Below are 21,705 nucleotides of genomic sequence, written 5' to 3'. Positions count from 1 at the left end.
AGCATCATGCCATGCTACATTTGGCTTTTTTATCACCTGCAGCAAGACGCTGCTCTGCTGCCTGTTTGCAAATGGTCTTTTGAAACTCAAACAGGGTTGGCTCCAACTCGGACAACATTTCGTCAGACGCAGCGGTGACCAATGTATTGCCGTCAGCGAAGGTCGTGTCCCTAAGAAAGTGTCGACCTGTCGGCGTAGAGGCAAAACTGATGATATCGCGGAGTTCTTCGGATGTGAACTCCTCTGCATATGCCATCGTGTAGGCCTGCTGGATCTTTGGGAAATTTCGAACGATGATCGGTTCGATCTGCGTAAGTACGGTGTCGTAACTGACATTCAGCTTCGTCCGAGCGGTCGGATTTTCGACAAGTTCGAGCGCCATCTGCACGGATTTGCGTGTATCGTCGATCGTATCCGAAACGGGATACATCAGCTCGACCAGTTTGCCAGCCAATGCAAGGTTGGCCGGGTCGAATGCCCTTGCTCCATTGGGAGCAGCTGTCGGAGTGTCCACGGATTGCCGAACTTCAGCCAAGGCAGGAGTTGAAAGTACTGAAATTGCCAGAGCAATTGCAGAATACGCCTTTTTCATATCAAACAACTCCGGTGTAGTGAGTTGCTTAAAGTGCTGGCGTTCAAATAAATATTGGTTGCTTAAAATAGTTAATGTGCTCCGGATTCAAATCCGGAGCACATTGTTTTATCTCACTGATCCAGGAACGACCGCATCTTCCGCGACCGCGACGGGTGCTTGAGCTTGCGCAGGGCCTTGGCTTCGATCTGACGGATGCGTTCGCGGGTGACCGAGAACTGCTGGCCAACTTCTTCGAGCGTATGATCGGTGTTCATGCCGATACCGAAGCGCATGCGCAGCACGCGTTCTTCGCGCGGGGTGAGGCTGGCAAGGACGCGGGTGACCGTTTCCTTGAGGTTGGCCTGAATGGCCGCGTCAACCGGGATGATCGCGTTCTTGTCCTCGATGAAATCGCCGAGGTGCGAATCTTCCTCGTCGCCGATCGGCGTTTCGAGGCTGATCGGCTCCTTGGCGATCTTCATCACCTTGCGAACCTTTTCGAGCGGCATCGAGAGCCGTTCTGCCATTTCTTCCGGCGTCGGTTCGCGGCCCTGCTCGTGCAGGAACTGGCGGCTTGTGCGGACCAGCTTGTTGATCGTTTCGATCATGTGAACCGGGATACGGATGGTCCGCGCCTGATCCGCGATGGAGCGCGTGATCGCCTGCCTGATCCACCACGTGGCGTACGTGCTGAACTTGTAGCCACGGCGGTATTCGAACTTGTCGACCGCCTTCATCAGCCCGATGTTGCCTTCCTGAATGAGATCCAGGAACTGCAGCCCACGGTTCGTGTACTTCTTGGCAATCGAGATCACGAGGCGCAGGTTGGCCTCGACCATTTCCTTCTTGGCGATACGCGCTTCGCGTTCACCCTTCTGGACCATGTTCACAATGCGGCGGAACTCGCCCAGCGACATGCCCGTGGCCGATGCAATGTCCGAAATTTCGGCGCGGATGCGTTCAACCGGCACCAGTTCGTTGGCGGCAAAGGCAGCCCACTTCTTGTCACGCGTGGCAAGACCCTGCAGCCAGCCGTCGTCCAGCTCGCGCCCGACATACATGTCGAGGAAGTCCTTGCGCGGCACCTTGTGACGCTCTGCCAGACGCAGCATCTGCCCGCCGAGCGTGGTCAGGCGGCGGTTGAAGGCGTAGAGATTGTCGACAAGGTATTCGATTTTCGAAGCGTGGAACTGCACGGATTCGACTTGCGCCGTCAGGTCTTCGCGCAGCTTCTGGTACTGCGTTTCCTTCGACGCCGAAAAATCGTTGCCTATGCCGAGTGCATCGAGCCGTTCGGCCTGAATCTTCTCGAAAGCGCGGAACAGCGAAGTGATTTCGGCGAAGCGTTCCAGCGCGGCAGGCTTCAGCTGTGCTTCCATCTGCGCGAGGCTGAGGGTGTTGTCCTCTTCCTCTTCCTCGGCAGGACGGGCGCGGCGTTCGCGCAGTTCATCGTCCTCGTCGTCAGCCGGAGCTTCCTCCTCGACGTCTTCTTCTTCCTTGAAGGTCGGCCCAGCAGTGGCTTCGCTGATTTCCGGCTCGCCGGTCTCTTCACCGTCCTCGGACAGGTTTTCCGGCTGCGGTTCCTTGGAAAGCATCGCGTCGAGATCGAGAATCTCGCGCAGCTGCATTTCACCGGCATTCAGCGCGTCGGACCACTGGATGATGGCGTGGAACGTGATCGGGCTTTCGCAAAGGCCCATGATCATGGTGTCGCGACCGGCTTCGATGCGCTTGGCGATGGCGATTTCGCCCTCGCGGCTGAGCAGTTCGACCGCGCCCATTTCACGCAGGTACATGCGCACCGGATCGTCGGTACGCTCGATGGTTTCCTTGCGCTTGATGACATCGGGACGGTCTTCAACCGTCTCCGCTTCGTCCAGCTCGTCGTCCTGCGCCTTTTCCTCAGGATCGACCGCATCTTCATCGCTTTCGACGATGTTGACGCCCATCTCCGAGATCGCGGCCATGATGTCCTCGATCTGCTCGGAAGACATCTGGTCCTGCGGCAGGGCCTCGTTCAGTTCGTCATAAGTGATGATGCCGCGTCGCTTGGCGCGGGCGATCAGTTTCTTCACCGATGCATCGTTGAGGTCGATCAGAGGAGCGTCGCCGCTGTCGGTCTTGTCGTTCGAAGCCATTTAACCCCGGTACCACCATATGAGAGCCGGGCCTTGGCAGGCCCGGGTTGCGCTTGTTTTATAATTATAACGCAGCACGAGCACGGCCCATCTGCCCTAAACGGGCAAGCAATGCCAGCCTTCGTGCCACTAATCTTTGTTGTTCGGCGAAGTTTTCGTCGGAAAGATCGATTTCTGCTCGCTTTGAGGCTGCTGCTAGCGCCTCTTCCACGGCCGGCAACTCGACCAGAAGGGCGACCGCTTCGGCGAGTTCGTCGCCCGCCGAATCACCGCTTCCGGCCAGAAAGCCGAATCGCATCCCGGCGTAGTCCTGCGCCGACGGGAGCCGAAGCTCTCGTTCCAGCAATATGGTGCGCAAGGCCTCGCTTTCAAGCGCTTGCATGCTGTCGGACTGAACGAGCAGCGCATCGATCAGGGCGCACATGCCTGCGTCTTCGGGGTGAAGACGTGCCAGTGAATCAGCATGGCGGACGATATGCTGCGGGTGGAGGATCAGGCCCGATAACACGGCGGCGAGCAGGTTGGTGCTTGGCCCGGTGCCGATTCGCAGCATCTTGGCCTTGTCCTGCGCGCCGAGTGGGAGAGGGGCTGGCTTCCACGGTTGGCCTTTGCCGCGCGGGCCGCTGCCGCCCTGGCGTGGCTGAAACGGCGGGCGTTCCTTGCGGGCGAAGGCGAGCTCGCCGAAGCGCTCGGTCAGTTCGCGGCGGTAGAGCGACTTGATGTCGGGGTGTGCGATTGTCTCGCAATGCTGCAGCAATCGTGCCTTCAGGCCAGCCTTGTCCTCGGGCGTGGCAAGCGGAAGCGAATCGCGCTCCACCTGCCACAGCACATCGACGAGGCTGCGCGCATCGTCCAGCAAGGTTTCCATCGCGGCGGGGCCTTGGGCCTTTACCACATCATCGGGGTCCATGCCCGCAGGCAAGGTGGCGATCCGCAGCGAATGGCCGGGGCGGAGCAGGGGGAGGGCGCGGGTGATGGCACGCATGGCGGCGCGCTGGCCTGCGGCATCGCCATCGAAACAGAGTGTGGGCGTTTCTACGAGGCGCCACAGCCGCTCGATCTGGTGTTCGGTGAGGGCGGTGCCGAGCGGGGCGACGGCTTCGCCAATGCCCGCTGCGGCCAGCGCGACAACGTCCATATAGCCTTCGACCACCACCACGCGCCCGTTCTGGCGCGAGGCGGGGCCGGCGCGGTGGAGGTTGTAGACGGTGCGGCCCTTGTCGAAGAGCGGCGTGTCGGGCGAGTTCAGGTACTTTGGCGCATCTGTTTTCTCTGCGCTGAGGATGCGGCCACCGAACGCGATCACCCGCCCGCGTGGGTCGAGGATGGGGAGCATCAGACGGCCGCGGAAGCGGTCGTAAGGCTCCTTGCCTTCGACGACGATGCGCAGGCCCGCTTCGATCAGCATGTCGTCAGGGAAGGCGGACAGCGCCTCTTTCAGCGCGGTGCGGCTGTCTGGCGCAAAGCCGAAGCCGAAATCGCGCACCACGCCTGCCGGAAACCCGCGCGAGGCGAGATAGCGGCGCGCCTGCTCGCCGCGCTCCTCGGCCAGCGAGCGCACGAAGAAGTCCTGCGCTGCCGCCATGACGTCATGCAAGGACTTCTGCTGCTCGGCTTTGGCCGCGGCGCGTGGATCGGGGGCAGGGACTTCCATCCCGGCTTCGACCGCCAGCTCCTTCACCGCGTCCATGAAGGGCAGACCCTGATGGTCGGTCATCCAGCGGATAGCATCGCCGTGCGCGCCACAGCCGAAGCAGTGGTAGAAGCCCTTTTCGTCGTTGATCGTGAAGCTGGGCGTCTTTTCGTTATGGAACGGGCAACACGCCTTGAACTCCCGCCCCGCCTTGGTCACGCGAACGCTGCGTCCGATCAACCCCGAAAGGGAGACGCGGGTGCGCAGTTCGTCAAGCCATTGGGGGGTCAGGCTCATTGCTGGATCAACCCGCCAGCGCCGCCTTCACCAGCCCGCTGGCCTTGCCCATATCGAGCTGGGTGCCGTGCTTGGCCTTCAGGGCTGCCACAACCTTGCCCATGTCCTTCATGCCCGCAGCGCCGGTTTCAGCGATCAGCGCCACGATAGCAGCTTTCACATCGTCTTCGCCCATCTGCTGGGGCAGGAATTCCTCGATCACCGCCAATTCGGCCTTTTCCAGCTCAGCCAGTTCCTGCCGTCCGCCTTGTTCGAACATCGTGATCGATTCGCGGCGCTGCTTGGCCATTTTCTGCAGCACGTCGGTGACCAGCACATCATCGTCTGGCACGGTCGAGGCTGTGCGCAGTTCGATGTCCTTGTCCTTCAGCTTGGCAAGGATCAGGCGGACAGCGGCGAGGCGGGGTTTGTCGCCCGATTTCATGGCAGAAATCTGCGCGGCCTTGATGGTGTCGCGGATCATGGTTTCGTATTTCCTGTGAACATGGTGCCCGCAAATGCGGGAAACGCCTCATGTAAGACAAACTTTCGGGAATCGCTAGGTTGACGCGATGGGGACTCAGGTCTAACCGCCGCCCCTTAGCAACATCGCCAGAACCACTGCCTACGGAGCGCCCCCAATCATGGCCGACCCCGCACTTTCGCACGCGCCCAAGCCAGACGGCGCTACGGGAGTCCTCGTTCTTGCCGATGGGTCTGTTGCCTGGGGACGTGGTTTCGGTGCCAGTGGCGCTGCGGTGGGTGAAGTGTGCTTCAACACCGCGATGACCGGCTATCAGGAAGTGATGACCGACCCGTCCTATGCGGGGCAGGTGGTGACGTTCACGTTCCCGCATATCGGCAATGTCGGCACGAACGATGAAGACATGGAAAGCCACAATGTGCCTGGCGCCGTGGGCTGCGTGGTGCGTGAGGATGTGACTGCGCCTGCCAACTTCCGCTCTGCCGGGACATTCCAGAAGTGGATGGAAAAGCAGGGCAAGATCGGCATTGCTGGCTTCGATACCCGCGCGCTGACCCGCCGCATCCGCATCAGCGGCGCGCCCAACGCGGTGATCGCACACGATCACAAGGGTGAATTCGATATTCCGGCGCTGGTGGCGCGGGCGCGCGAGTGGCCGGGGCTGGAAGGCATGGACCTTGCCCGCGTGGTCACGCGCGATGCACAGGAGGCGTGGGAAGGCTCGGTCTGGCATCTGGGCAAGGGCTTTGGCCGTTCGCCGCATGACACGCGCAAGCATGTCGTCGCCATAGATTATGGCGCGAAGGACAATATCTTCCGCAATCTGGTGAAAGCGGGCGCGAGCGTTACGGTGGTTCCGGCGCAGACGCCGCTGGAGACGATCCTTGAGCTGAAGCCCGACGGCGTGTTCCTGTCGAACGGTCCGGGGGATCCGGCGGCGACGGGGGCCTATGCCGTGCCGGTGATCCAGAAGCTGCTGGAGATGGACCTGCCGGTGTTCGGCATCTGCCTCGGCCACCAGATGCTGGGCCTTGCCGCAGGCGCGCGCACCACCAAGATGCATCAGGGCCATCGCGGGGCGAACCATCCGGTCAAGCGCATGGAAGACGGCGTGGTCGAGATCACCTCGATGAACCACGGCTTCGCGGTGGACAATGCTCCGGGCGCGCTGGGTGAGAATGTGATCGAAACGCATGTTTCGCTGTTCGACGGTTCGAACTGCGGGATCGCGGTGAAGGGCAAGCGAGCATTCGGGGTGCAGTATCATCCTGAGGCTTCGCCGGGACCGCAGGATAGCTTCTATCTGTTCGAGAAGTTTGTGGGGATGTTGGGGTGATGGACGTCCCTTGGCAGGGCAAATTCGACATGTTTTGCGGCATTTACGCTGCAAGTCATTTGGTCATGGAATTAGGCTCTGGGCGTGTTCGGGATCAGGCCTCCGTATTTCGTGATTTAATAGCATCTGCCGAGGCGCTTAAACTTTTGTCTGCAAAAAGAATTACCGATTTAGGGTTCAGCGACCGACAAATTGCGCGCATTTTTAATGGGCTGTCGCCAACCCGACGCCGAAACCTAAGAGCGACGCCTTTCAGTTCATCTGCGTTCAAGGAATGGAAAGCAGGTCGAACTGGACGGCAAGTCATCGGGAGTGGATGCGGTGCAATCATTCAGCAAGATGGTGATTGCCATTGGATTGCCGCTCTGCGTGTTGACGAGAGCGGTCAGTACGATTGCTACGATTCTTGGTCGCAAAGTCCGGTAAACAAGCGAGGCCGGATAAATTGGGGACGCGGCGTCCTTATCGGACCGAACGATTTAGGTGAGTTAAACTAATGCCCAAACGCACTGACATCTCCTCGATCCTGATCATCGGCGCCGGGCCGATCATCATTGGCCAGGCTTGCGAGTTCGATTATTCGGGCACGCAGGCGGTGAAAGCGCTCAAGGAAGAGGGCTATCGCATCATCCTGGTCAATTCGAACCCCGCGACGATCATGACCGATCCGGACATGGCGCACGCGACGTATGTCGAACCGATCACGCCGGAAATCGTCGCCAAGATCATCGAGAAGGAGCGGCCCGATGCGCTGCTGCCGACGATGGGCGGGCAGACCGCGCTGAACACCGCGCTGGCGCTGTTCAACGATGGCACGCTGGAAAAGTACGGCGTGCAGATGATCGGTGCCGATGCCGATGCGATCGACAAGGCCGAGGACCGCCAGCGCTTCCGCGATGCGATGGACAAGATCGGGCTGGAATCGGCACGTTCGGGCGTGGCGCACACGGTGGAAGAAGCGCTGGTCATTCTGGAGCGTACCGGGTTGCCATCGATCATCCGCCCCAGCTTCACGATGGGCGGCACCGGCGGCGGCATTGCCTATAACAAGGACGAATTCGTCAAGATCGTGAAGGGCGGCCTTGAGGCTAGCCCCACCACCGAAGTGCTGATCGATGAATCGCTGCTGGGGTGGAAAGAGTACGAGATGGAGGTTGTCCGCGATAAGAACGACAACTGCATCATCATCTGCTCCATCGAAAACGTCGATCCGATGGGCGTCCACACCGGAGATTCCATCACCGTCGCGCCAGCGCTGACGCTGACCGACAAGGAATACCAGATCATGCGCAACGCCAGCACCGCGGTGCTGCGCGAGATTGGCGTGGAAACTGGCGGTTCCAACGTGCAGTTCGCGGTGAACCCTGCCGATGGCCGCATGATCGTGATCGAAATGAACCCGCGCGTGTCGCGCTCGTCCGCGCTGGCATCGAAGGCCACCGGCTTCCCGATTGCCAAGGTCGCGGCGAAGTTGGCGGTGGGCTACACACTCGACGAGATCATGAACGACATCACCGGAGCGACGCCTGCTGCGTTTGAACCGACGCTCGACTACGTCGTCACCAAGATCCCGCGCTTTGCCTTTGAAAAGTTCAAGGGCGCGGACAATAACCTCGGCACGGCGATGAAGTCTGTCGGCGAAGTGATGGCGATTGGCCGCAACTTCAAGGAATCGATGCAGAAGGCGCTGCGCGGGCTGGAAACGGGCCTCGACGGCTTCAATCGCGTGGTCGAACTGGAAGGCGCGAGCCGCGACCAGATCACCGCTGCGCTGAGCAAGGCGACGCCGGACCGCATCCTCGCCATCGCACAGGCCTTCCGCGAAGGCTTCACGGTGGATGAGGTCAACGCGATCACCAAGTACGAACCGTGGTTCCTGCGGCAGATCTGCGAGATCATCGACGAGGAGAAGAAGGTCCAGGAAGTGGGCCTGCCCAACGACGCTGCGGGCCTGCGCCGCCTGAAAAGCATGGGCTTTTCCGACAAGCGTCTCGCCACGCTGGCCGTGCGCGGCATCGGCGTTGCAGGCGGCATGGGCGAGACTCAGGCAAAGCGCTCCGGCCTGCTGCACGATGTGCTTTCAGCGATGGCCGGGGCCACCAGCGAGGCCGAAGTGCGCGCGCTGCGCCACAAGCTGGGCGTGCGTCCGGTGTTCAAGCGCATCGACAGTTGCGCCGCCGAGTTCGAGGCGATCACGCCTTACATGTACTCGACCTATGAAAGCGGGCTGTTCGGCGAACCGGAGAACGAATCCGCGCCGACCGACCGGAAGAAGATCGTCATTCTCGGCGGCGGGCCGAACCGCATCGGGCAGGGCATCGAGTTCGATTACTGCTGCTGCCACGCGTGCTATGCGCTGGGTGACGCCGGGTTTGAAACCATCATGGTCAACTGCAACCCGGAGACGGTTTCGACCGACTACGACACATCCGACCGCCTCTATTTCGAGCCGCTGACCGCCGAAGACGTTCTCGAAATTCTCGAGCTGGAACAGTCGAACGGTGAACTGGTCGGCGTGATCGTGCAGTTCGGCGGGCAAACCCCGCTGAAGCTGGCACAGGCGCTGCAGGATGCGGGTATTCCGATCCTCGGCACCAGCCCTGACTCCATCGATCTTGCCGAAGACCGTGAGCGCTTTGCCGCGCTGGTGGCCAAGCTGGGCCTCAAGCAGCCGATGAACGGCATCGCGCGCAGCCGTGATGAAGCGGTCGCCGTGGCCAACCGCATCGGCTATCCGGTGCTGATACGCCCAAGCTATGTGCTGGGTGGCCGCGCTATGGAAATCGTCGACAGCCTTGCGCAACTCGATGACTACATAGCCACGGCTGTGCAGGTTTCGGGCGACAGTCCGGTGCTGATCGACCAGTATCTGCGCGACGCCATCGAATGCGACGTCGATGCGCTGGCCGATGGCACCGATGTGACCGTTGCTGGCGTGATGCAGCACATCGAGGAAGCGGGCATCCATTCAGGCGACAGCGCCTGCACGATCCCGCCTTACAGCCTCTCGCCCGAAATCATCGCCGAGATGGAGCGGCAGGCGATTCTGCTGGCACGCGGCCTCAACGTTCGCGGCCTCATGAACATCCAGTTCGCGATCAAGGACGGCGACGTTTACCTGATCGAGGTGAACCCTCGCGCCAGCCGTACCGTGCCCTTCGTGGCCAAGGCCGTGGGCACGCCCATTGCAAAGTTTGCGGCACGGATCATGGCGGGCGAAAAGCTGGCCGATCTTCCGGCGATCAAGCGTGAGATCGATTACATGGCGGTCAAGGAAGCCGTGTTCCCGTTCGCGCGCTTCCCCGGCGTCGATCCGGTGCTTTCGCCCGAAATGAAGTCCACCGGCGAAGTCATGGGCATCGACAGCACCTTTGCGGTGGCGTTCGCCAAATCGCAGCTGGGCGCAGGCACCAAGCTGCCGCAGGGTGGCACGCTGTTCGTGTCGGTCAAGGACAGCGACAAGACGATGGTCCTGCCGGCCGTGCGCAAGCTGAGCGAGTTGGGCTTCAAGATCGTCGCCACCGGCGGCACCGCGCGTTACCTTGCTGATGCGGGTGTGATCGTGGAGCGCGTGAACAAGGTGGCCGAGGGCCGTCCGCATATCGTGGACCGCATCATCGATGGGGAAATCGGCTTCATCTTCAACACCACCGAAGGCTGGCAGAGCCACAAGGATTCCGCATCGATCCGCGCCTCGGCTCTGGCTGCGCGCGTGCCGTACTTCACGACGGCGGCCGCATCGGTCGCCGCTGTGGAAGCAATTGAGGCACTTCGGACCACTGAACTTGAAGTGCGTTCGTTGCAGGACTATTATAGCTGAACCTTTTAATCCCCCGGTATCGTCAAAATGGTGGTCCGGCTCGGCGCATTCGGCGTCGGTCGGTGGGGGCAGGTTTTCCCTTGGAAGCCCTAGCGGCAGCCACGGGGGCAGGACAGGAAAGAGACTGACGGATGGCGAGTGTGGAAAAGCTGCCAATGCTTGCAGCAGGCTACGAACGCCTGACAACCGAGTTGAAAGCACTGCGCGTAGAGCGCCCCCTGATCGTTGATGCGATCGAGGAAGCCCGCGCCCACGGCGATCTGTCTGAAAACGCCGAATATCACGCGGCGAAGGAACGTCAGGGCCAGGTCGAGGCAACGATTGCCGATCTTGAAGATCGTGTCAGCCGTGCGCAGATCATCGATCCGACCACGCTTTCGGGCGACAAGATAATCTTCGGCGCGACAGTCACCCTGCTGGATGATGACGACAAGCCGGTGAAATACCAGATCGTCGGTCCCTACGAAGCAGACGCCAAGCAGGGCATGATCAGCTACAACTCGCCGCTGGGCAAGGCGCTGATTGGCCGCAAGGTGGACGAAGAGATCGAAGTGACGGTCCCTTCGGGCGACAAGTTCTATCAGGTGAAAAAGATCGAATTCATCTGAACTTACCGTCACAACACATTGAAAAGGCCCCGGATCACTCCGGGGCCTTTTTCGTATTGAGCGTCAGCCTGTCGGCAGGTCTGGCTCAAGCAATTTATGCATATGCACAATCACATACCGCATCTCGGCATCGTCTACCGTCCGTTGAGCGGCGCTGCGCCAAGCTTCTTCGGCGCTGGCATAGTCGGGGAACACACCCACGACATCAACGGCTTTGAGGTCGACGAATTCGAGGCCCTGCGGATCTTTGACCCGCCCGCCCATAACGAGATGCAGCTTTTGCATTGGCAACTTTCCTTTGGGGAGGATTCATATGTGCCACTGACAAAAAGCTTCACGTCGCGCAAGTCGCGCTATGTCGTATTCGGCGGTTTATGGAGGTTCCGGGTCAGTGCTTGATGCGCGAAGTCAGCTCGTTCAGCTTCCGCAGGGCAGCTTCGCTTGCTTCAAGAGCAGCGGAACGGGCGATCTCTGCAATGTCGATCACCTTGTGCCCGGCGTCTTTGCCGCCTTCGGCAATCTTTCCGCCGACACTGCCGCCCACTTCCTCGACCTTGTGCAGTCCTTCGCGTCCGACTTCACGCGCGCGCGTGGCGTAATCAAGCGCCAGCTTGCCCGCGACGGTGGCAAGGCCCGCCGCGCTCTTGCGCAGGCTGCCTGCAGCGTCGTCCACCTTGGTGCTACGGCCGCGAAACGACGGCAGGGCCTTGGCGACGAGCGCGCCGAGCAGGATGCCCGCTGCCACTGATGCCACGGGGTGCTCTTCGATCAGGGTTTTCACCGTATGCACCGGTTTTGCGTTCGCGGCGCGCTCGGCAAGGCGCGTCTTGGCTGCATCCACCTTGTCGCGCAGGGTGGAGGTGTCGGTTGCGGTGATGTCGTGTTCCATTTCAATCTCCGGTTCGGACCTTGGCCGACAGCCACCCTGCAAAATGCTGAAGCGGCTCCCGCAGGAACCACGCCACCAGTGCGGCAAGGGTTGCGCCGATCACGGCCTTGTTCTCGCCTGCGATTTCGCGGGCGGTGTCGATCATCTCAACGGCTTCACCGACCGCACGTTCCTTCATTCTGCCCGGAGAAGTTTCCAGTCTGACGATTTCAAGGCTACCCTTGAACACCACCAGCGCCTCATCCCGTAGCGCGCGGGCAGCGGCAAGGCTCTCCGGATCGCTCATGCGTTTTGTCCCCCAAGGCTCAACGCGGCTTTGGCCCTGCTGATTCGCCTGATGGCAAGGAGCAGGCACATGCCTGCCAGAACAGCCAAGCCGCCACCGACAATCGCCAGTGCCCCCCAAACGCCGGCCACTGCCGCCAGTGCCAGCAGCAACCCAACGACAAGCGCGAGCAGAGTGAAGAAGCCAAACGCGATGCCAAGCACGATAAGCACGGCAATCGCCTTCGCTTGGCCCAGACCATAAGTGACCTGCGCCTTGCGATAGGCGATCTCCGCTTCGATCAGAGTCTGCCCGTCTTCGATCAGCGCCTTGATTGTGCCGCTCACGCCTTCGTCAGCGATGCCCTCGTGCGGTGGGGCGGCATCCTGTGTTTCGGTATCGGTCATCAGGCTGCAGCGCCCTCCTTCTCGGGGCGTCAGTCTTCCGAACGGCCCGAAAGCAGCTTGGCAATCGCAAACCCGGCAACTGCGGCAACGCCAATCGCAACGCCCGGGCTTTTCTTCACGAAGTCCTTCACGTCGTCGCCCAACTCGCCAAGATCTTTGGCTTCAAGCTTTGCAGCGGCTTCCTGAATTGATCGGGCGGCGCTGCGGGCATAGTCGCCGTATTGCACGCCCAGCTTGTCATCGATGGTCGGCGCGGTTTCGGAAATGGTCTTGCCCAGTGTGGTCAGCGCATCGCTCGCGCGAGCCTTGCCTTCAACCGCAAGAAAAGCGCCCTTTTCCTTGGCCTGATCGGCATAGACCTTTGCTTCGTCCACCCAGTCTGACGTGGCACCGCTTACCTTGGCCTTGTAGGCTGCGCCCTTTTCGAGCGCCTCACCCTTCAATGCCTCGGCACCGGCTTTTGCTTCTTCAATCGCCTTGCTGAATCGGCCCTTGGTGGTCTCGACTGTTTCGGCAACGGCGGGACCGACAGCAGCAACGGCTTCGTCGATCTTCTTCTTGGCCGCGCGCTTCTTGGGTGCGTCGGCGGGGGGCATCGTGGGGTCGGCCATGTCTCGTTTCCCTTCGGCAGTTCGCGCGTAATCTTCGCCCTCGATATGGGCTGTCTTTGCCATCTTGCTAGACCCACGACCCTGATTGCAAGAGCCTTGGGGCACAAGTTGGCCCGGATAGGTTTGTTGCACTGCAAACGCGGCTTGCCTGCCACGGTTCCAGCCGATAGGAGCCGCGCCAAACCTTGGCGCCGATTGTGCCGCCGCATTGCAGGGAGCAGACCATGACTGCGATCATCGACATCCATGCGCGTGAAATCCTCGACAGCCGTGGCAACCCCACCGTTGAGGTCGACATCCTGCTCGAAGACGGCAGCTTCGGCCGCGCCGCCGTGCCTTCAGGCGCTTCGACGGGGGCGCACGAAGCGGTTGAACTGCGTGATGGTGACAAAGCGCGCTACCTGGGCAAGGGCGTGACCAAGGCTATTACCGCCGTGAATTCGGACATTGCCGAAGCGATCCTCGGGCTGGACGCTGAAGACCAGCGCGACATCGATTACGCGATGATCGAACTTGACGGCACCGAAAACAAGAGCCGCCTTGGTGCCAACGCCATCCTCGGCGTCAGCCTCGCCGTAGCCAAGGCCGCCGCCGATGCGCGCGGCATGCCATTGTACAGCTACGTTGGTGGCGTTTCCGCTCACGTCCTGCCGGTGCCGATGATGAACATTATCAACGGCGGCGAACATGCTGACAATCCCATCGATTTTCAGGAATTCATGGTCATGCCGGTCGGCGCGCCGTCGCTGGCCGAAGCTGTGCGCTGGGGTGCGGAAATCTTCCACACCCTGAAGAAGGGCCTCCACGAAAAGGGCCTAGCCACCGCTGTGGGCGATGAAGGCGGCTTTGCGCCTAACCTTGCCAGCACGCGCGATGCGCTCGATTTCATCATGGCCTCGGTTGAAAAGGCCGGGTTCAAGCCCGGCACCGACATCATGCTCGCGCTCGATTGCGCCGCCACCGAATTCTTCAAGGGCGGCAAGTATGAAATCAGCGGTGAGGGCCTCTCGCTCTCGCCCGAAGCGATGGCCGATTATCTCGCTGCGCTGTGCGATGCCTACCCGATCATCTCGATCGAAGACGGCATGAGCGAGGACGATTTTGAAGGTTGGGCTGCACTTACTTCCAAGGTTGGCAAGCGCGTACAACTGGTCGGTGACGATCTGTTCGTAACCAACCCGCGACGCCTTGAAATGGGCATCGGCAAGGGCTTGGCCAACTCGCTGCTGGTCAAAGTCAACCAGATCGGCACACTTACTGAAACGCTTGAAGCGGTCAGCATCGCGCAGCGCAACGGCTACACCGCCGTCATGTCGCACCGTTCGGGTGAGACCGAAGACGCGACCATCGCCGATCTCGCCGTGGCCACCAACTGCGGCCAGATCAAGACCGGTTCGCTCGCGCGGTCAGACCGGCTTGCCAAGTACAACCAGCTCATCCGTATCGAGGAAGAACTGGGCATGTCGGCGCGCTATGCCGGTGCTGCAGCGTTTGGTCGGCTTAGCGCCTGATACGGCCCGTATCTGGACCGAATAGAGCGGACTACTGTGCCATGCGCAGCGCGGGGGAATGGATATCCTCTTCGCTGCGCATGTCGCCCGCAACGTCCGAGAAGTAGCCGACCATTTTCTCATAGCCCTCTGCCGATAGCCGTACGAATACGCGGCGGGCATCGTTCGCGTCATTCTCGCGCAGGATCAGGCCTTTTTCTTCCAGCACCGTCAACCAACGCAGAGCCGTGGTCGCGGGGACCGCCGCGCCGATGCAAGCGCTCGTCACGGGCAGGCGCTTGCGTTCCTTTGCGGCGATGAACAGATCGAGTAGAATATCCCACGCGGGCTCACCGAACAGGGCAGGGTCGGCAAAGATGTCGGACCGCCGGCGGCGATCACGGTATGTTGCGCGCGCGATTTCTGCCCAGACAGGGCTGTCCTTGACGCTATGGCTAACGGCGAAATCTTCCGTCCTCCCGTCGCCATCAGTGGTTTCAAGCTCGTGCGCGATGGCCAGCAGTTCGTTGGCAGCGGCAATCAGACGACGTGCTTTTGTGCGAAGTTGATCCTTGCCCATCCGTTGGCAACCCCCTGTTGCGATGTCCTGGACCGGTGAAGTTTCGGCCTTGCAGCAGGAATCAATCAACAGCGTTGATGTAACCATTCGTGGAACCCCTAAGTAGATATTCGTATCTTGCCTTCCTGAAGAGGGAATTAGGGCATATATATCAATCATATCGCGCCGCGTTCACCACGAATTCGCGGGCGTTGTCACACCGTATCGGAGTAAGTTACGGAGCATTTTTGTCGAGTTGCCTCCGTTGCGGATTCAACAGATAGCGCCACACGCCCCATAGGTTGACCACGAGCAGCGCTCCGTTCTGGATGACCAGAGAAAATGCATCGTTAGCTATTCCTGAAACGATCCATGAGATCGATACGAGCACGAACAACACAAATCCCCAACCGGCAATGCGGCGCCCCAGGTCAAGGGCGACCAGCGTAGCGGCGATGATTGTGCCCCCAGCTGCGAACCATTCGAGAATCCCGTCCATGCATCGCAGCCTTCCGTTCCGGATCAAAATGCGCCGGTCGCAGAAAATTGAACCCGTGTTGCACCAACCAGTTCCTTTGCCGGGTGATTTAAACGGTCAATTGAACTGCTCTTCCCAAGCATGGCGGCGTGTGTCAGCCTGTTTTCGGGAGAGCACAGCATGGCAAATTTTCCGACACGTCCTGATGAAGTCGATGCGTCGTGGATCGAGGCTCAGTTTGTGCAGGCAGGCATACCCGGCGATGTTCGCATTGCGTCACTGGAATGGGAGGCTATCGGCACGGGTCAGGTCGGCGATACGGCTCGCTTCAGCCTGCAATACGTGGGCGATGCGGCCCAGGCACCGCCCACAGTTGCTGCCAAGTTCCCGTCGGGCGATGCCACCAGCCGCCACACCGCCGCCGCCTTTTCGCTATATCGCAAAGAAGTTCTGTTTTATCAGCACGTTCCTAGGCTAATCGGGATGCGCGTCCCGCGTGCGTTTGCTGCAATGATTGACGACAACGGCTGCGATTTCGTGCTGCTGTTCGAAGATCTTGGCCCCTGCGCTCCCGGCAACCAGCTTTCTGGCTGCACGCTGGACCAAGCGGAGCATGCCATCCGCCAGGCCGCTGAACTCCACGCCCCCACCTTGGATCACCCGCTGCTCGATGCGGAATGGCTGCAACCTGATCCGCAGGCCAGCGCCTCGCTACGCGCGCTCTATCCGCAGGCGCAAGCCACTTTTCAGGAGCGGTATGGCGATGTGCTTGAACCCGAACTGATGGCCGTTTGCGAGGCACTGAACGATAATCTCGACCTTTGGTTTGATCGGAAGCACAGTCGCCGCAGCCTTGTTCACGGAGATTTCCGGCTCGATAACATGCTGTTCGGTATTCTCGACGGAACAGAACCGATCGCACTGGTCGATTGGCAGACCTGTGCCGTGGGATGCGGCCTTACCGACATCGGCTATTTCCTCGGTTGCGGCATCGGTTCGGCCCTCCGCCGCCCGCACGAGGCTGCGCTGCTCGATCTTTACTGCGCCGAGATGACTCGCCTCGGCGTGCCACTGACACGCGATCAGGTCTGGGACGATTACTGCATCGGCGCGCTTCACGGCGTGTCCACTGCAGTATTCAGCGCCGCCTTCGTCGTTCGGACGGAACGCGGGGACGCGAACTTCCTGTCTATGGCACGCGGGGCTTGTGAACTCGCGCTCGAACACGACAGTCTTGGCGCGCTCAAGCGCCGGATGGAGCACGCCTGATGCTGACCAAAGGTGACGATTTTCCGCTGCACCAGACGCCCGAACCGGTTGCCTATGCCGGAACGGACCGCAACTTCTATGACCGCTACTTCTTCAACGGCTATGCTCCTGATGGTTCAGGCTTCTTTGCGGTTGCGCTGGGGATCTATCCTCATCTGAATGTCGCGGACGCTCATTTTTCGTGTATCCGCAATGGTATACAGTACAATCTTCATGCGTCGCGCGAACTCAATATGGAGCGCATGGATCTGTCCGTCGGTCCGATCACCATAGAAATCGTCGAGCCGCTAAAGTCGCTGCGGGTGCGCGTTAACGGTGAGGGTCTGGCCGCCGAACTGACATTCACCGGCCGCGCCTTTCCTATCGAAGAGCCACGCTTCACCTACCGCATCGGCCCGCGCACGTTCATGGACTACACGCGCCTGACCCAGAACGGGCACTACACAGGCTGGATCGAGGTGGATGGTGAGCGTGCTGACCTTGTGTCAGGTACGGTCGGCACCCGTGACCGCAGTTGGGGGGTGCGTCCGGTTGGGGCGTCAGACACACAGCCGCACGGTCACGGCGTCGTCAGCAGCTTTTTCTGGCAGTGGACTCCGGTCAACCTGCCCACCCGTAGCCTGTTTTTCCACGTCAACGCAGACCGACACGGCACACCCTGGAACACCCGCGCGGTGATCGCACCGGACGGGGCAGGGCATGATGGTTTCCACGAAACGCCCTCTGCCACAATGCAATCGCCGATGCAGCCTGGCACACGCTGGCCGTCAGGCGGAACGCTGACCATTCAATGCGCGGAACGTCCGTTGACGCTTACTTTCGAGCCGCTGCAACGCTTTCAGATGCGCGGCCTCGGTTATACCAGTCCGAAGTGGGGTCACGGCCTTTACCACGGCCCACTTGCGGTTGAACGGGAGGATCTGGTCCTTGCCGATCTCGACGCGATGGCACCCACGCTTGAGAATCTGCATGTCCAGATCATCTCACGCGTTACCACCAGCGATGGCGAGACCGGCATCGGCGGCTTTGAACAGCTTGTCATCGGCCCTTACGAACCGTGGGGCCTCAAAGAATATTTCGACGCGGGCTAAGCGCTCACGCCCAGCGTTCGCGCAGCGCCAGCAGTGCCATAGCAGCCTTCGCTGCTTCGCCGCCCTTGTCCTTCTGGGCAGGGTCGGCGCGCACGATGGCCTGCGCCTCGTCTTCGACCGTAAGGATGCCGTTTCCGATGGCCACGCCGTCCATTGTCAACGCCATGATTCCGCGCGCGCTTTCGCCCGCCACGATCTCAAAATGATAGGTCTCGCCCCGGATTACCACGCCGATGGCGACGAAGCCGTCAAAATCGCCGGATTCATCGGCCAAGGCGATGGCGCCAGGGATTTCGAGCGCACCCGGCACCGTGATAACCTCGGCTTTGTGCCCAGCAGCTTCCAGCGCCGCCTTGGCTCCGGCGATCAGCATATCGTTCAGGTGGTCATAGAAGCGCGCTTCGACGATCAGGAATTTGGCCATAAGTATCAGTCCTCGGGACATCAGGGTGGGACGTGCAGGCACGCCGGGGAAGTTCTGGCATGCAGCCCTACTGCTACGGCGCGCACATTGCCACGCTTATGAGTCGCGGATTTGTGCGAATGGACGGGGGCATGCAACGACGCGATTCGTCATTTGCACAGCAAAACATTGCGCGTGAGGCGTTATGACACAGCAAAATGTCATGCATTTCCATGCACACCTCACCAAAATGGTCACATCTGCAACGTCCTTCCCCTACGGAAACCCCTATTTTTAATTATCCGGTTGACAAAGATTTCGTCTGGATATGTCCTGCAGTTCAGGCAACCCGCGGTTAATGACGGGTGCCGCTGGAGAGAGAGGTCTGAGCTATGAGGGGCAAGCTTTCCCTGCTGGCTGGCGTATGTTTCGCCGCCGTATCCGTGCCTGTGTTCGCACAGGAAGCACCGCAGTCAGCCGATGACAATTTCGGTCTTGAGGAAATTATCGTCACCGCACAGCGTCAGGCCCAGCGCCTGCAGGACGTGCCAATCGCTGTAAGCGCTTTCTCACCGGAAGCGCTCGACAAGCAGCAGATCCGCAACACACTCGACCTGCAACTGTCGCTGCCCAACATCACATTTTCCAAGACGAACTTCACCTCGTCGAGCTTTACCATCCGCGGTATCGGCGATCTGTGCACCGGCGTGACCTGCGATCAGGCCACTGCCATCCACCTGAACGATTCCCCGCTATTCGCCACGCGCCTGTTCGAAGGCGAGTTCTACGATCTGGCCCAAGTGCAGGTTCTGCGCGGCCCGCAAGGCACGCTGTTTGGCCGCAACGCCACATCGGGCGTGGTCGACCTGATCACCGCCAAGCCCGATCTCAGCGCGTTCGGCGCTTCGGGCGATGCAGAGTATGGCAACTACAATTCAGTGCGGCTGCGCGGCATGGTCAACGTTCCGCTGGGCGACAGCCTTGGCGTGCGCCTTGCCGGTTTCTATCTGAACCGCGATGGTTACACCAAGAACCTGTTCGACAATTCGCGGATCGACGACCGCGACATGTACAGCGTTCGTGGTTCGTTGCGTTTCGAACCGGGCACGGGCACCACGATCGACATCATGGGCCAGTATTTCCATGAGCGCGACAACCGCATGCGCATCCAGAAGCAGGTCTGCCAGAATGATCCCACGGGCGTTCTCGGCTGTCTGAATGCCAATCTGCCTTACGGCACCACCAACGGCAACTCGACGCTTGCTTCCGTGCTGGGCTCGCGTGAATTCTTCGCGATCCGCGGCCTGCCCACAGCATTTGCGGCGGGCAGCCTGTACGGCACTGATACTTATTCAGGCGTTGTGAATCCGGCCGATCCACGTGTGGTCAACACCGATACCACTCCAAGCTACTTTACCGAGGAACTGATCGTCGTCGGTTCGTGGGACCAGGAGCTGGGCGGTGGCCTCAATCTGAAGCTGACCGGCAACTATCAGGACGTTACCGTTGATTCGAGCCAGGACTACAACAACTCCGTTCAGAACCGCGCGCTGATCCAGCCATCGTTGAACACTTTGGCAGCGGCTCAGGCAGGTCTGCTCGGGGCTGGGCTCCAAAGGTATCTCAGCCCCGTTGCGGCTGCGCTCATGCCCAATGGCCCTGCTGGCGTGCTGTGCTCGTCGGCACCCGAGGAATCTGGCACCGGGGTTTATGGCGGCAATGCCATTTGCGGCATGACCCCGCTCGATTTCGACCGTTCGGTTCAGAAAAACCGCAGCTGGTCGGCAGAAGCCATCTTCAGCTCGGACTGGGACGGCAAGTTCAACTTCCTGCTGGGCGGCATCTACAGCGACTATGCGCTCAGCGAAAACAGCTACTACGTGAACTCGTTCGGCCTCGATTACTTCACCGGCATCGTTGGTGCGTTCACGGCGCTTGGGGCAGGGGCTCCGCCCTCGTATCTGGCAACACCGTTCTTCCGCAACAATTCGGACCAGCTCAACATCAAGAGCTTCGGCATCTTCGGTGAAGCCTACTACAAGTTCGATGACCGGGTGAAGCTAACCCTCGGCCTGCGCTACAACGATGACGACAAGAAGATTCGCGCACGTACGACATTTGCAAACTTCCTCGTCCCGCACGGTTCGACTGACGCCTACAGTTCGCCATTCTTCGGCGCTTACGATGCCGACGCGAGCCTTGCCGGCAATCAGCCGTTCCAGAACCGCAATGCCAAGTTCAAGGAAATCACCGGTCGCGCCGTTCTCGATTTCCAGGTGACTTCGGACAATCTGGTCTACCTGTCCTATTCGCGCGGCTACAAGTCGGGCGGCATCAACCCGCCACTTTCGGCAATCTTCACGGTGCCGGAAACTTTCAACCCCGAATTCGTCGACGCATTCGAAATCGGCTCGAAGAACCAGTTCGGCGCGCTGACGCTCAATCTCACGGGCTTCTATTACAAGTACAAAGGCCTCCAGCTTTCGCGCATCGTCGCTCGTACCTCGGTCAACGACAACGTGAATGCCAATATCTGGGGTCTTGAAGCCGAAGCGGTTATGCGGCCCGTGCGCGGGATGACGGTCAATGTCTCGGCCAGCTATCTCAACAGCAAGGTTTCGCAGGACAAGTTCCTTGCCAATCCGCGTGATTTTGGCGCCGGTCGTGCCGATGCCGTGATCATCAAGGATATCACGAACGCTGCAAACTGCGCCGTTGCCTCCACCTCCGGAAGCGTGGCGGGGGTCAATGCCTTCGTGAACACGGTCAACGCGCAGATCAATGCGGGCGCGATCCCGGGTGTCTTGGCAGGTGCCGGGCTACGGCCAACCACCTCGTTTGGCGCAAACAGCGGCATTGCTTCAACCGGCGCCTACAGCATCTGCGCCGCGCTTGAAGGCGTTGCCGCTGCAACTGGGGGTGGCGTTCCGTTCGGCGGGGTACAGGTGTTCAATTCGGGCATTCCGGTTAACATCAATGGCAACCAGTTGCCGGGTGCACCAAACTACAAGGTGGCGGGCGGCGCGGAATACGCCATTCCGTTCGGTGACCTGACCCTTACGCCGCGTGCCGACTTCATCCTGACCGGCACGTCCACGGGCAGCATCTTCAACGGCAACATCAACCGCATCCCCAGCTACACGCAGGTCAATGCCCAGCTGCAGCTCGATGGGCCGGAAAACAAGTGGTTCCTGCGCGGTTTCATTCAGAACGTTGGCAATTCAAACCCGATCACCGGCCTGTACATCACCGACCAGTCCTCGGGCAATTTCACCAACATCTTCACGCTGGAACCGCGCCGTTATGGTGTGGCTGCAGGCTTCAAGTTCTAAGCTTTCGACGTCAACCAGACGCGAAACACTCTGCGCCGGAGC

The 21,705-nt window shown here is 60.3% G+C and carries 20 protein-coding genes; 8 read left to right on the top strand and 12 right to left on the bottom strand.

The genetic code is table 11. The features are described 5' to 3' along the window. Positions 1-4 precede the first annotated feature (4 nt). From Q8R81_RS03920 to Q8R81_RS03905, 4 genes are all read right to left on the bottom strand, one after another. Complete coding sequence (locus Q8R81_RS03920) at positions 5-592, bottom strand: DUF2059 domain-containing protein (protein ID WP_305616140.1); 588 nt, start codon at positions 590-592, stop codon at positions 5-7. Positions 593-705: 113 nt separating this feature from the next. Beyond that, positions 706-2,712, bottom strand: a complete 2,007-nt coding sequence (gene rpoD, locus Q8R81_RS03915) for an RNA polymerase sigma factor RpoD (RefSeq protein ID WP_305616139.1) — start codon at positions 2,710-2,712, stop codon at positions 706-708. A gap of 64 nt (positions 2,713-2,776) precedes the next feature. After that, the gene (dnaG, locus tag Q8R81_RS03910; RefSeq protein WP_305616138.1) at positions 2,777-4,642 is read right to left on the bottom strand and encodes a DNA primase; all 1,866 of its coding nucleotides are present in this window, start codon (positions 4,640-4,642) and stop codon (positions 2,777-2,779) included. A 7-nt stretch (positions 4,643-4,649) separates the two neighbouring features. Next, complete coding sequence (locus Q8R81_RS03905; RefSeq protein WP_305616137.1) at positions 4,650-5,105, bottom strand: GatB/YqeY domain-containing protein; 456 nt, start codon at positions 5,103-5,105, stop codon at positions 4,650-4,652. Positions 5,106-5,265: 160 nt separating this feature from the next. On the opposite strand from Q8R81_RS03905, the gene carA reads away from it, so the two are divergent. The 4 genes from carA to greA all read left to right on the top strand — a co-directional run bounded on the left by carA (position 5,266) and on the right by greA (position 10,869). Beyond that, positions 5,266-6,441 carry a glutamine-hydrolyzing carbamoyl-phosphate synthase small subunit gene (gene carA, locus Q8R81_RS03900; RefSeq protein WP_305616136.1) on the top strand — a complete coding sequence of 392 codons (1,176 nt, stop codon included), beginning with the start codon at positions 5,266-5,268 and terminating at the stop codon, positions 6,439-6,441. Then, positions 6,441-6,938, top strand: coding sequence for a hypothetical protein (locus Q8R81_RS03895; RefSeq protein WP_305616135.1), 498 nt, complete (start codon positions 6,441-6,443; stop codon positions 6,936-6,938). The genes carA and Q8R81_RS03895 overlap by 1 nt, the downstream gene beginning before the upstream one ends. After that, positions 6,938-10,261: a carbamoyl-phosphate synthase large subunit gene (gene carB / locus Q8R81_RS03890; RefSeq protein ID WP_305616134.1), complete on the top strand. Its 3,324-nt coding sequence runs from the start codon at positions 6,938-6,940 to the stop codon at positions 10,259-10,261. The genes Q8R81_RS03895 and carB overlap by 1 nt, the downstream gene beginning before the upstream one ends. Before the next feature lie 131 nt (positions 10,262-10,392). Beyond that, positions 10,393-10,869: a transcription elongation factor GreA gene (gene greA, locus Q8R81_RS03885; RefSeq protein ID WP_305616133.1), complete on the top strand. Its 477-nt coding sequence runs from the start codon at positions 10,393-10,395 to the stop codon at positions 10,867-10,869. Between the two features lie 63 nt (positions 10,870-10,932). On the opposite strand, the gene Q8R81_RS03880 is transcribed toward greA, so the two are convergent. The 5 genes from Q8R81_RS03880 to Q8R81_RS03860 all read right to left on the bottom strand — a co-directional run bounded on the left by Q8R81_RS03880 (position 10,933) and on the right by Q8R81_RS03860 (position 13,104). After that, positions 10,933-11,154 carry a DUF4170 domain-containing protein gene (locus tag Q8R81_RS03880; protein WP_305616132.1) on the bottom strand — a complete coding sequence of 74 codons (222 nt, stop codon included), beginning with the start codon at positions 11,152-11,154 and terminating at the stop codon, positions 10,933-10,935. 103 nt (positions 11,155-11,257) lie between these two features. Continuing rightward, the gene (locus Q8R81_RS03875; RefSeq protein ID WP_305616131.1) at positions 11,258-11,758 is read right to left on the bottom strand and encodes a hypothetical protein; all 501 of its coding nucleotides are present in this window, start codon (positions 11,756-11,758) and stop codon (positions 11,258-11,260) included. A gap of 1 nt (position 11,759) precedes the next feature. Then, complete coding sequence (locus tag Q8R81_RS03870; protein WP_305616130.1) at positions 11,760-12,044, bottom strand: hypothetical protein; 285 nt, start codon at positions 12,042-12,044, stop codon at positions 11,760-11,762. After that, complete coding sequence (locus Q8R81_RS03865; protein ID WP_305616129.1) at positions 12,041-12,430, bottom strand: phage holin family protein; 390 nt, start codon at positions 12,428-12,430, stop codon at positions 12,041-12,043. Before Q8R81_RS03865 ends, Q8R81_RS03870 begins: the two co-directional genes overlap by 4 nt. Positions 12,431-12,459: 29 nt before the next feature. Next, positions 12,460-13,104: a hypothetical protein gene (locus tag Q8R81_RS03860; RefSeq protein WP_305616128.1), complete on the bottom strand. Its 645-nt coding sequence runs from the start codon at positions 13,102-13,104 to the stop codon at positions 12,460-12,462. Positions 13,105-13,265: 161 nt separating this feature from the next. Here Q8R81_RS03860 and eno point away from each other — a divergent pair, with 161 nt between their 5' ends. Beyond that, positions 13,266-14,552: a phosphopyruvate hydratase gene (eno, locus tag Q8R81_RS03855; protein WP_305616127.1), complete on the top strand. Its 1,287-nt coding sequence runs from the start codon at positions 13,266-13,268 to the stop codon at positions 14,550-14,552. A 31-nt stretch (positions 14,553-14,583) separates the two neighbouring features. Here eno and Q8R81_RS03850 read toward each other — a convergent pair whose 3' ends face one another. Both Q8R81_RS03850 and Q8R81_RS03845 read right to left on the bottom strand, forming a co-directional pair. Continuing rightward, entirely contained in the window at positions 14,584-15,270 is a 687-nt protein-coding gene (locus tag Q8R81_RS03850; protein ID WP_371135304.1) for a MarR family transcriptional regulator, read from the bottom strand. 55 nt (positions 15,271-15,325) lie between these two features. Continuing rightward, positions 15,326-15,589, bottom strand: coding sequence for a hypothetical protein (locus Q8R81_RS03845; protein WP_305616126.1), 264 nt, complete (start codon positions 15,587-15,589; stop codon positions 15,326-15,328). A 159-nt stretch (positions 15,590-15,748) separates the two neighbouring features. Here Q8R81_RS03845 and Q8R81_RS03840 point away from each other — a divergent pair, with 159 nt between their 5' ends. Together Q8R81_RS03840 and Q8R81_RS03835 are read left to right on the top strand one after the other, a co-directional pair. After that, positions 15,749-16,837, top strand: coding sequence for a phosphotransferase family protein (locus tag Q8R81_RS03840; RefSeq protein ID WP_305616125.1), 1,089 nt, complete (start codon positions 15,749-15,751; stop codon positions 16,835-16,837). Next, positions 16,837-17,928 carry a hypothetical protein gene (locus Q8R81_RS03835; RefSeq protein ID WP_305616124.1) on the top strand — a complete coding sequence of 364 codons (1,092 nt, stop codon included), beginning with the start codon at positions 16,837-16,839 and terminating at the stop codon, positions 17,926-17,928. Before Q8R81_RS03840 ends, Q8R81_RS03835 begins: the two co-directional genes overlap by 1 nt. A 4-nt stretch (positions 17,929-17,932) precedes the next feature. Here Q8R81_RS03835 and ribH read toward each other — a convergent pair whose 3' ends face one another. After that, a complete protein-coding gene (gene ribH / locus Q8R81_RS03830; protein ID WP_305616123.1) occupies positions 17,933-18,352 on the bottom strand; it encodes a 6,7-dimethyl-8-ribityllumazine synthase in 420 nt (139 codons plus the stop codon). A 371-nt stretch (positions 18,353-18,723) separates the two neighbouring features. Between ribH and Q8R81_RS03825 the strand changes: the two genes are divergently transcribed. Beyond that, positions 18,724-21,663 (top strand): TonB-dependent receptor, encoded by a 2,940-nt coding sequence (locus tag Q8R81_RS03825; protein WP_305616122.1) that lies wholly within the window; start codon positions 18,724-18,726, stop codon positions 21,661-21,663. Positions 21,664-21,705: the final 42 nt, after the last annotated feature.

Origin of the sequence: Novosphingobium sp. (assembly GCF_030696665.1) — a bacterium.
In the GTDB taxonomy this organism is placed as follows: domain Bacteria; phylum Pseudomonadota; class Alphaproteobacteria; order Sphingomonadales; family Sphingomonadaceae; genus Novosphingobium.
The sequence above is the reverse complement of the archived record's forward strand: the minus strand, read 5'-3'. Positions and strand labels throughout refer to the sequence as shown.